This window comes from Caulobacter sp. 17J80-11, from assembly GCF_014349105.1.
Lineage (GTDB): Bacteria > Pseudomonadota > Alphaproteobacteria > Caulobacterales > Caulobacteraceae > 17J80-11.
Genome location: NZ_JACSJI010000010.1, coordinates 36,370 through 45,328 on the forward strand (window position 1 = coordinate 36,370; position 8,959 = coordinate 45,328).

Sequence of the window (8,959 nt, forward strand, 5' to 3'; positions counted from 1 at the left end):
AGCCGCGACCTTCCGGATCGCACAGGTGAGCCCGCTTGCGAAGCCCGCCGCGTCAGCCCGCCGCCGCGCGGCCGACGGCCTCCCACCACAGCCAGAACAGGCCGGCCGCGGCGATCGAGACGGCGTAGGGCATCCGGGCCGGGGCGGCGGGTTCGGCCGCCGGGGCGCCGCCCGCCAGGGCGCCGGCGGCGCGCCAACGCGTCCAGGCCATCACCGCAAGCGCCTGCAGGCCGCCCGCCAGGCCCAGCGACAGGATGAAGGCGGGCAGGGTCGAGAGCGGCGCCCACAGGGCGGCGGCGGCCAGCAGCTTCACGTCGCCGCCGCCCAGGCCGTTGGCCATGTAGAGCCCCATGGCGAAGCCGCCGACCGCCAGCACGGAGGTGAAGCGGCTGGCCCACTCGCCGCCGGTCTCGGGCGTCGCCAGCACCAGGGCGCCCAGCGCCAGGATCGCGGGCAGGACGTTGGGAATGCGAAAGCTGCGCACGTCGGAGATCGCCGCGACGATCAGCACCGCGCCGAAGTACAGGCTCGCCCAGATCGACATGGGCCCCTCGCGCCTAGCTCATGGCCGGGAACAGCACCCGGACGAAGCGGATGACCACCGGCGTGAAGATCACGCCCATCAGACAGGGGAAGACGAAGAAGACCAGCGGGATCGCCATCTTCACCGGCAGCTCCGCGGCCTTGCGCTCCGCCTCCAGGAAGCGGTTGCGCCGCATCTCCTCGGCGAAGACCCGCAGCGTCTGGCCCAGGCTCGCGCCGAGTGCTTCGGACTGGTTCAGCATGGTGACCAGGTTGCGCAGCTCGTCCAGCGGCGCGCGTTCGGCCAGGCGGCTCATCGCGTCGGCCCGGCTGGAGCCGGCCTGCATCTGGCGCAGGGTGATCTCCAGCTCGGAGGCCAGCACCGGATGCATTTCCACGAACTCGCGCGAGACGCGCTGAATGGAGGCCGTCACCGTGGAGCCCGCCTCGACGCAGACCACCATCAGGTCGACCGCGTCCGGCAGGCCCAGCCTGATGCCCAGACGCCGCTCGCCGATGCGGTGGGCGAGGATCAGGTTGGGCAGGAACAGGCCCGCATTGGCCGCGCCGACGACGACGAGCAGCGCGATCAGGGCGCCGGCCGGCTTGAACACCGCCACCGCGACGACCGCGCCGACACCGAAGAGCAGCGCCGAGAGCACGCGCAGGGCGAAGAAGATCTCCACGGCGCGATCGGCGTAGATGCCCGCCTGGACCAGGCGGGCGCGAAGCACGCCGCGCTTTTCGCCGTCGACCGCGCCCTTGCCGAGGCGGTCGCCGAGCTTCTCGAGCGCGCGCGTCACCTGCGGCGTCAGCGAGGCGCGCGTCGTGGGCGTCCCCGCCCCCGGCGCCAGCGCCGCGAGCCGCGAGGCGAACAGGCGGTCGCCGAACACGATGACGGCGACCCCGATCGCGAGGGCCAGCACCGCCAGGCCCGCCATGGTGAAGATGATGGCTAGTCCCATGTCCCCCTCCCCGCTTCAAATCTTGAAATTGACCATCCGCCAGATCGTCAGGGCGCCGATCACCAGGAGGATCGGCGGCCCCGACATCAGCGGCAGGAACAGGGGATCGGACGCGACCTCGACGTAGTAGGCGGGACGCATCACCAGGATGCCCCCGACCACGACCGCCGGCAGGGCGGTGATGATATAAAAGGACAGGCGCCCCTCGGCGGTGATGGCGTGCACCTTGCGCCGGAGCTGCGCCTTTTCGCGCACGACCTCGCTGAGCTTCAGGAAGACCTCGGCCAGGTTGCCGCCGGTCTCGCGGGTCACCTGCAGCGAGGCGACGAACATCCGCAACTCGGGGGACGGCGCGCGCTGAAGCAGGTTTCCAAGCGCCTCGTCGCGGTCGAGGCCATAGGTCATCTCGTCGATCACCAAGCCGAATTCGGTGCCGATCGGGTCCGGCATCTGCTTGGCCACCACCGCCAGCGCCGAAGGGACCGGGTGCCCGGCCTGCAGGCTGCGGGCGATCAGGTCGACGGCCTGGGGCATCTGCTCCAGGAACCGCGCCCGGCGCCGGGCGGCCATGAACGAAAGCGCGGCCAGAGGCCCGAGCCCGGCCGCGCCGGCGGCCATGAGGACAGCAAAGACCGGTCTCCAGCCTGACGACGTCAACAGCAGGAAGAGGCCCGTAAACCCGCCCAGCACGATCAGGCCGAACTGGGCCGAGGAGATCGGCGCGCGGGCCGCCCAGAGCGCCTGGCGCAGCCAAGGCAGGCGCGCATCCAGCGCGGCGGCCACCCGTCCGCCCTGGCTGCGGGCGATCAGCTTAAGGCCGGCCTGTTCGTCGCCGCTCTTGCGCGCGAGCGCCAGACGACGGTTCACGTCGCGATTTTCGCCCGACAGGCCGCGGACGGCGAGCCAGACGCCCTCGACCGTGAGCACCACGGCGATGAACACCGCGGCGTAGACCAGGTAGGTTACAGCGCCCATGACGGCCCCCTCACTTGCGCCAGACGGTCAGGTCGCGGGGCGCCGCGATCCCGTGCGCCTCGAAGGCCTGGAAGAATTTCGGCCGGACCCCCGTGTCGACGAAACGGCCGATCACCCGCCCCTCCTCGTCGACGCCTTCCTGCTCGAAGCGCACCACCTCCTGGAGGGTGATGACGTCGCCCTCCATGCCGTCGACCTCCTGCAGGCTGATCAGCCGGCGCGAGCCGTCCGAGAAGCGCTTGATCTGGATGACGATGTCGATGGCGCTGGCGATCTGGTTGCGCATCGAGCGCAGCGGCACGTCGATGCCGGCCATGCCGATCATCTGCTCCAGGCGGGCCAGGGCGTCGCGCGGGGTGTTGGCGTGCACCGTGGTCATGGAGCCGTCGTGGCCGGTGTTCATGGCCTGCAGCATGTCGAAGGCTTCGCCGGCCCGGCATTCGCCCAGGATGATCCGGTCGGGGCGCATGCGCAGGGCGTTCTTGACCAGGTCGCGCTGGGTGATCTCGCCGCGGCCCTCGACGTTGGCCGGCCGGGTCTCCAGGCGGGCGACGTGGCGCTGCTGCAGCTGCAGCTCGGCCGCGTCCTCGATGGTGACGACGCGCTCGGCCTCGCCGATCGCGCGCGACATGGCGTTGAGCAGGGTGGTCTTGCCGGTGCCGGTGCCGCCGGAGATCAGGATGTTCTTCCGGCAGCGCACCAGGCCCGCCAGGGTCTGGGCCACCGCCTCGGTCATCGCCCTGCCGGCGACAAGCCGCTCCAGATCGAAGGGCGTGCGGGCGAACTTGCGGATCGACAGCAGGGCGCCGTCGACCGCGATCGGCGGCACCACCGCGTTGACCCGCGAGCCGTCGGGCAGGCGGGCGTCGACCAGCGGGCTGGACTCGTCGATGCGCCGGCCGACCTTGTCGACGATGCGCTCGATCACCCGCAGCAGGTGCTGCTCGTCGGCGAAGCGCACCCGGGTCAGCTCGATCCGCCCGAAGCGGTCGACATAGACCTCGCGGGCGGTGTTGACGAGGATGTCGGAGACTTCGGGGTCCTGAAGCAGCGGCTCGAGCGGCCCGTAGCCGAGCAGCTCGTGCATCAGGTCTTCGACCAGCCGGCGGGTCTCGTGCTCGTTGAGCGGGCGAGCCTCCTCGAACAGCATCTCGCCGATCAGAGCCGACACCTCTTGGCGGATGCTCTCGGCCGAGCGGCGGTCCAGCGCGGACAGGTTCATCCGCTCGATCAGGCGCCGGTGCGCCCGCGTCTTCAGCTCGAAGAACGCGTCGTCGTCCGCCTCGACCTGAAAGCTCCTCGCCTCGGCCGGCGCGGGATCGGCCGGCTTTGTGAAGGTCGACGGCGCGTGGTCGGCGAAGGACAGTCTCATGCGGGGGCTCCGGCGAGGGTACGGACGTCGGAAGATTCGGCGGCGAAGGCCTCGTCCCGCGGCCCGGCCTCGCCGAGCTTCAGCTCGACCTTGCGCGCGACGGTGCGCAACTCGCGGCTCAGCCGTGTGTTGGGGAAGGCGTCGACCACCGGCCGGCCGCGATCGGCGGCCCGGCCCGCGGCGGCGTCGAGGCTGAGCGCGGCGTCCACCGGCCGCCCCAGGGACTTGCCGATCCGGTCGGAGCGCTCGATGGCTTCCAGCGGGCCGGCGCAGCCGTTCAGGACGAACACGACCGGGGTGTCCAGTCGCGCCTCCTCGCACGCGTCGAGCACGCGACGGGCCCTGAGCGCGCCGCTCACGGTCGGGCGGGCGACGAGCACGACGGCGTCGGCCCGGCGCAGGACCGGCAGGGTCCAGTCGCTCCAGACCGTCGGCAGATCGACGACCGTCACGTCGTGCGACGCCGTCGCGTGATGCAGGACGGTCTCGGCGAAGCCGCCGTCCAGCACGCCCGACGGCACGATGGTCGGCGGGGCGGCCAGCACCTTCAGCCCGCTGGCGTGCGGCGTCAGCACGCCGTCCAGGAAGCGGCCGTCGAACCGGTCGCGGGCGCGCAGGATGTCGACCAGGGTGCTGCGCGGCTGCAGGTCGAGCGCGGCGGCGGCGTCGCCGAACTGCAGGTCGAAGTCCAGCAGGGCCGCGCTCTTCGACGCCGCCCCCTTGCTGTGCCCCCCGCCTTGCAGGAGGACCGCGAGATTGACCGCGACCAGGGTCGCGCCGACGCCGCCGCCGGCCTTGACCACGGCGATCAGGGAGCCGCCGCCTGCGCTCGTTTCGCCCTTGAACAGGTCGGCCAGGCTCGCGGCGAAGGCGTCGGCGCTGAAGGGAGCGGTGACGACGTCCGTAGCGCCGGCCCGAAACAGCCGCCGCACGGTCTCGCTGTTGGCCGCCCGCGCCGCGGCGACGATCCTGCACTCCGGAAGGGCGCGGACGAACGCCTGGAAGTGTTCGATGGCTCCGGTCCGGGCGGCGTCGACCTCCAGCACCAGCACGCCGGGGGCGGAGTCGGCCAGGGCCTGGGCCGGGCGCATCGGGCCGACCTCCACGTCCACCCCGGAGACGCCGAGGCGCGCTTCACGCAACGCGCCGACCAGATCCTCGCCGGCGGCGAGGGCCAAAACTTTGCGCCGGTCGCTCATCCCAACCCGCCTTCTTGCTGATCTTCGGCCACGCTGGTCGCGTCGAACCCGGGCATGGCGATCGGGCCGATGCCCAGGAGCTTGTCCATGGCGACGAAGTTGTAGGTGACGTTGACCAGACGCACGGTGACGTTCGGCACGGGCCGCCCGCGCCCGACGAAGCCGAAGTTCGAACCGCTCAGTTCGACCTGGATGTTCTCCGCCTGAACGAAGGGGGCGATGGCGCGCACGCGGGCGACGACCTGATCCATCATCGCCTGCTGGCAGGTGGCGCCCGCCCCCGACCCGGCGCATTTGCCCGACCAGGTCCCCTTCCAGCCGGTCGCGCCGGCCACGTTGGAGCAGAGCGTGCCGGCCGCCGCGGAGGTGGTCACGAAGCAGTCGCGGTCGGAGGCGAAGGTCACCACCGGGCCGCGGGTGGCGACGAAGCGCGCGGCCTCCGCCGTGGCCTTCTCGGCGGCGTTGTACTGCCAGAGCGCCTGGCCGAACTCCAGCAGGCCGAAGGTCAGCACCAGCATGAGCGGGAAGACCAGCGCCGCTTCGACCATGGTCGCGCCCGCCGTGTCCTTCCAGAGGTCGCGCAGCCGGCTCATGACCCGATCACCAGTTGCTGGTGGGTGACCGTCAGCGTCGGCGCGCTCACGCCGATGACGGTGAGCAGTCCGATGTCCTGGTAGAGGCGGCTGGCGGTGACGGTGACCACCGCCTTGCCGCGCGCGCCGCCCAGGTCGCAGTTCACGGCGCTGACCGAGGCGGGCACCGAGGTCGGGTTCGGCCATGTGGCCAAGGCCGCCTGATAGGCGGCGACCGAGCAGGCCGACGTCGAGGTGCGCGACAGGTAGCGGGCGGCGTCGCGCACTCCCTTCTCCATCACGTGGTACTGACGGAAGGCCAGGCCGAACTCGGCGAGCCCGCACATCAGGCTGATCAGCAGGGGGGCCACCAGGGTGAATTCCACCAGGGAGGCGCCGCTGCGGTCGGCCGCGAGTCTGCGCAGACGGGCGAAGGGGTGCATGGCGCTCACCGGTAAAGCTCCACGTTCTGGTGCTGGACGCCGTCGTCCGCGCCCGGTTTGACCATCCGCACGATCTCGACGTAGGCCGACTTGCTCGTGTCCTTTTGCAGCAGCAGGCCTTCGACATAGACGACGGGCGGCGCGTACTGATTGCCGGAGACCGGACAGTTGAGGATGGCGAAGTACAGGACCCGCCTGTCCGCCGCGCCCTTGTTGTCCCAGCCCTTGGGATGCACGGTCTTTTCGTAGTCGTACATGTACTTGCGGGTGTACGGCCGCTGGGTGGACGCCGTGCACCAGGCCGGGGCCCCGCCGGTGTGGTTGTCCTGCCAGTATTTCTGACAGTCCCAGCTTCCCTGGGCGTCGAGGTCCAGCGGGTATTCCGCCTGGTTCATGTCCGCGTCGAAGCGGTCCTTGGTCCCCTTCTCCACCGGGCCGGTCTTCTGGCCGGGCATGGTGTGGACGTCGTCCTCCGGATCCACGCAGGTGTTCGCGCCGGAGGCCAGCTGATCGCGGAAGCAGTTCGCGCTGTTCGAACTGCAGCCTGCGATCTCCAGCAGGCCGAACGAGCCCTGCGCAAGCTTCTCCCAGAAGTCGAACTCCCGGCCCTCGAGGGTGGCGGCGAAGGCCGCGTCGTCGAGGTTCGCGACCGGATTGCACAGGTACATCGGCGTGACGCGGCACATGGACGTGCTGAAGCCGGCGACCGCCTTGGTCTGCAGGGTCGTGGTCGGCCCCGCGCCGACGACCCGCAGGAAGGTGTTGGAATGGGTCAGCGACTCGGTGGTGACCTCGACGTATTTCGCCGCCGTGCCTTCGTTGGCTGCGGTGATCGGGTCGGAATCGCTGGCCGGGAGGCTGGTCAGGCAGCGGACGTTGCTGATCTGCACCTTGCCGTCGGCGGCGGCGCCGCTCCCGAAGCGCTGCTTGTTGCTGACCAGCGCCGCCGCCTTGGCGTTGGCGCAGCCCTGATCCGTCCCGTCCAGCTGGTCGGCCGCGGCCAGGGCGGCGGCGTCGGCCGCCGCCTGGGCTTCGGTGTGGGTGATCATGAAACGGGAACCGTCGAGGGCCAGGCCCACCATGCCGATCAGGACGGACCCGATCAGCGCGGTGTAGACCGCGACATTGCCGTTCCGGTCGCGAACCAGCTTCGACAGCGAGCGGCGTCCGGTCATGACGTCACTCCGGGGCGCCGCCCGAACCGCCACCGCCGTACCCGCCTCCGGGCAGGCCGAGGGTGGAGGTCGAGTAGACCTCGACGGGCCGGGTCTTGCCGGTCTTGTACCGTTCGACCGCGGCGGCCGCGACCTGGCCCGAGGTTTCGGGCGGGAGGTCGGAGACCGCGACCTGGACGGCCTGGGCCTGCACGGAGGCGAGGCCTTCGCCGAAGGCCGGCGACTGGGGCCCGTCGATCGAGCTGACGCAGGCCGAGAGCGCGGCGGCCGCGAGCGCCAGGGCGGCGGTGGTGCTCAGTTGAGAGATCCTCATCGCGCGTCGCTCCTTATTTGGTCCCGCCGACCGGCGCGGCGGCCGGGGCGGCGGCGGTCTTCTCCAGGACGCCGCCGCCGAACAGTTCGAGTTCGTTGGGCGCCTTGAAGCGGTCGGTGGGCAGGACGAAGTCTTCGCGGCCGGTGGGCTCGGCGATGTGCACGGTGACCACGATCACCACCTCGGTCTCGTTGTTCTGGTACGAGGTGCTGCGGAACAGCGCGCCGAGGATGGGCACCGAGGCGGCCCCGGGCACCCCGCGCAGGGAGTCGGTGAAGTCGCGCCGGATCAGGCCGGCGATGGCGAAGCTCTGGCCGTCGCGCAGCTCGACCGTGGTCTTGGCCCGGCGGGTGGTGAGGCCCGGGACCCGGAAGCCCTGGATGACCACCGAGTTCTCGCGGTCGATGGCGCTGACCTCCGGCGCGACGGCCAGGTTGATGGTGTCGCCGTAGACCGTGGGGGTGAAGCCGACGCTGACCCCGAACTGCTTGTATTCGATGGTGGTGACGAAGCCGGCCCCCGACTGGGTCTGGGCCACCGGGATCGGGAATTCGCCGCCGGCGAAGAACAGCGCGGTCTCGCCCGAGAGCGCGACCAGGGTCGGTTCGGCCAGGGTGGTGGCCACGCCGCGGCGCTCCAGGGCATCGAACAGGGCCTGGATGGTGACGTCGCCGACCTCGGCGCGGCCGAGCACGGACAGGAAGGCTTCGGGGTTCAGCGTCCCGGGCTGCAGCACCAGGGCGCCGGTGTTGTCCCAGAGCGCGCTGATGGTGTCGACGCCGAGTTGCTTGAGCGCCGTGCGCTGGACCTCGGCCACCTTGACCGACAGCAGCACCTGCTCGGCCCCCCGCACGGAGGTCAGGTTGACCACCCGGTCGGGGGCGTAGCGCTCGGCCAGGGCCTGCGCGCGCGCCGCCGCCACGCCGGACGACAGCGACCCGGTCAGGATCACCCCGTCGCCGTGCACGGTGGCCTCGACGTGCTCGCCCGGCATCACCGCGTTGAGCGCCCGCTGCAGGCCGGCGACGTCGTAGCCGACCCGCAGGTCCATGGTCGCCATCGGCGCGGACGGCTTGTTGCGGGCCATGACCGTCAGGTTGGTCGCGCCCTGCTTCTTGGCCAGCACGTAGATCGAGCGGTCGCTGAGCGGGATGACGTCGCCGACCGTGGGATCGCCCAGCATCACCCGGCCCACCGGCGCGGGAAACCGCAGCACCCGCGAGCCGCCGACCGGCAGGCTCAGCTGGCCGGCGTAGCCGGAGGCGTCGGCGACGACATCGCGCACCGGCGCGTCGGCCGACGGCGCCGCGGCCTGGGCGCTGGCGGCGGTCGCCGCCAGGCCGACGGCGAGGCCCGCGGCCGCCGCCGCCAGGGTCCGCCTCATCCAGATGGTCCAGTTTCGACCGCTCAGTTCCATGTCCCT

10 protein-coding genes are annotated in these 8,959 nt (G+C 71.4%); all 10 read right to left on the reverse strand.

Annotation, left to right across the window (positions count from 1 at the left end; all coding sequences use genetic code 11):
- Window positions 1–52: 52 nt before the first annotated feature.
- The 10 genes from H8B08_RS11720 to H8B08_RS11765 are packed head-to-tail and all read right to left on the reverse strand — an operon-like array spanning window position 53 to window position 8,920.
- Complete coding sequence (locus H8B08_RS11720; RefSeq protein ID WP_187450384.1) at window positions 53–544, reverse strand: prepilin peptidase; 492 nt, start codon at window positions 542–544, stop codon at window positions 53–55.
- Window positions 545–557: 13 nt separating this feature from the next.
- Window positions 558–1,487 (reverse strand): type II secretion system F family protein, encoded by a 930-nt coding sequence (locus H8B08_RS11725; protein WP_187450385.1) that lies wholly within the window; start codon window positions 1,485–1,487, stop codon window positions 558–560.
- A gap of 15 nt (window positions 1,488–1,502) precedes the next feature.
- Window positions 1,503–2,462: a type II secretion system F family protein gene (locus H8B08_RS11730; protein ID WP_187450386.1), complete on the reverse strand. Its 960-nt coding sequence runs from the start codon at window positions 2,460–2,462 to the stop codon at window positions 1,503–1,505.
- 10 nt (window positions 2,463–2,472) lie between these two features.
- Window positions 2,473–3,834 (reverse strand): CpaF family protein, encoded by a 1,362-nt coding sequence (locus H8B08_RS11735; protein WP_187450387.1) that lies wholly within the window; start codon window positions 3,832–3,834, stop codon window positions 2,473–2,475.
- Window positions 3,831–5,033, reverse strand: coding sequence for a hypothetical protein (locus H8B08_RS11740; RefSeq protein WP_187450388.1), 1,203 nt, complete (start codon window positions 5,031–5,033; stop codon window positions 3,831–3,833). Before H8B08_RS11740 ends, H8B08_RS11735 begins: the two co-directional genes overlap by 4 nt.
- The gene (locus H8B08_RS11745) at window positions 5,030–5,626 is read right to left on the reverse strand and encodes a TadE/TadG family type IV pilus assembly protein (RefSeq protein ID WP_187450389.1); all 597 of its coding nucleotides are present in this window, start codon (window positions 5,624–5,626) and stop codon (window positions 5,030–5,032) included. Before H8B08_RS11745 ends, H8B08_RS11740 begins: the two co-directional genes overlap by 4 nt.
- The gene (locus H8B08_RS11750) at window positions 5,623–6,048 is read right to left on the reverse strand and encodes a TadE/TadG family type IV pilus assembly protein (RefSeq protein WP_255500803.1); all 426 of its coding nucleotides are present in this window, start codon (window positions 6,046–6,048) and stop codon (window positions 5,623–5,625) included. Before H8B08_RS11750 ends, H8B08_RS11745 begins: the two co-directional genes overlap by 4 nt.
- Window positions 6,049–6,053: 5 nt before the next feature.
- Window positions 6,054–7,223 (reverse strand): TadE/TadG family type IV pilus assembly protein, encoded by a 1,170-nt coding sequence (locus H8B08_RS11755; RefSeq protein ID WP_187450391.1) that lies wholly within the window; start codon window positions 7,221–7,223, stop codon window positions 6,054–6,056.
- 4 nt (window positions 7,224–7,227) lie between these two features.
- Complete coding sequence (locus H8B08_RS11760) at window positions 7,228–7,536, reverse strand: hypothetical protein (protein ID WP_187450392.1); 309 nt, start codon at window positions 7,534–7,536, stop codon at window positions 7,228–7,230.
- 13 nt (window positions 7,537–7,549) lie between these two features.
- Complete coding sequence (locus H8B08_RS11765) at window positions 7,550–8,920, reverse strand: type II and III secretion system protein family protein (RefSeq protein WP_187450393.1); 1,371 nt, start codon at window positions 8,918–8,920, stop codon at window positions 7,550–7,552.
- Window positions 8,921–8,959 lie beyond the last annotated feature (39 nt).